The sequence below is a fragment of the Helicobacter sp. T3_23-1059 genome, assembly GCF_053654515.1.
Genome location: NZ_JBSIUV010000147.1, coordinates 1 through 1,189, shown reverse-complemented (window position 1 = coordinate 1,189; position 1,189 = coordinate 1). Strand labels below are relative to the sequence as shown.

At 30.4% G+C, this 1,189-nt stretch carries 1 protein-coding gene; it reads right to left on the bottom strand.

The features are described 5' to 3' along the window. Positions 1–1,189 (bottom strand): hypothetical protein (locus tag ACWIX0_RS13675; protein ID WP_454174534.1); only part of this gene is annotated, 1,189 nt, incomplete at both ends.

The following is a 1,189-nucleotide window of genomic DNA, read 5'->3' as shown; positions in this document are numbered from 1 at the left end:
TTCTTTGAATCGCTCTATTAGAATCAAAACTCGTTTTTGTGGTTTTATATATAGTTTGATAGGTTGTTGATTCCTTGTTGTATAACAATCTTTTAGAAGTTTAATTAGTTTTATTTCATCATTTCCTAAATCTATATATTCTTCTTGTAACGATTGCGACAATAAATGAAAATCAATATTGCGCTCCTTTTCTTTTATTTTTGTCGTAGCATTTGTTTTGCACAGCCACTCCCCCATAACCCTTTTATTTTCTAAAAATTTCAAAGTTTGTCCATCAAACTCTAATCCAAATCTACTTTTGACTATTTTTAATTCTATGGAAGCTACACGGTCTTGTGTTACAATTCTACTATTGCCTGTTCCTTTATCGCTATATACGCGATAAGCATTATGTTTTGTATCATTGCTTGTGTTGATTCCTACATTCTTATCATAAGCAAAAAATATTATGTTTTTATTGATAAGTGTATCTTGTTTATTGTCATCATTTTTGCTTGTATAGTCTTTCATAAGTAATTTTTTATCAAACAAATCACAAAGTTTTAATGCTAAAGTAGTGCCATATTTGCCCTCTATCTCTACATAACCTTTTGGAATAAAATCTAATCGCGTATGATTTTTATCTGCAAGGTTTATGATAAAATCTTTGTTGCCAAGTGGTGGAAAAGGTTCGCCTTGGTCTGTTGTCCTTTCTTTTAATCTGCCCGTTTTTACATTTTGTCCGTGATAGCTATCATCCACTATCTTAAACGCCCATTTAATGTTTTGCGCTTCATCGCTACTAATTTTTTTGATGATTTTAGTGATATTGCCTTGTAGCGCAGGAACATTAGTGGGTTCTTCATTATTTGCATAAATATTGTTTTTATTTTGTGCTACATAAGTTTTCTGTTTCTTATACACAAATGCTTTTAGTCGTATTGTCTGCTTTATGTCTATGGTATAGATTTCATTTTTCCAGCTGTATATAGATTCTGTATTATCATTATTTATATCTACTTTACCATAGTGGTTATAGTGAAAATGTGGAATTTTATATGCCTTAATTAAGCCTATAAGCACACTTGATTGCTCTCTTGTTTGGAATCTAAAAGGCGCAGGATATGTTATATTGGTGTATATGATTGGGTGAAGTAGTGTTTTTTTGTTTATGGGTATGGTTTTATAATTATTTGTATTGTGTAATTCT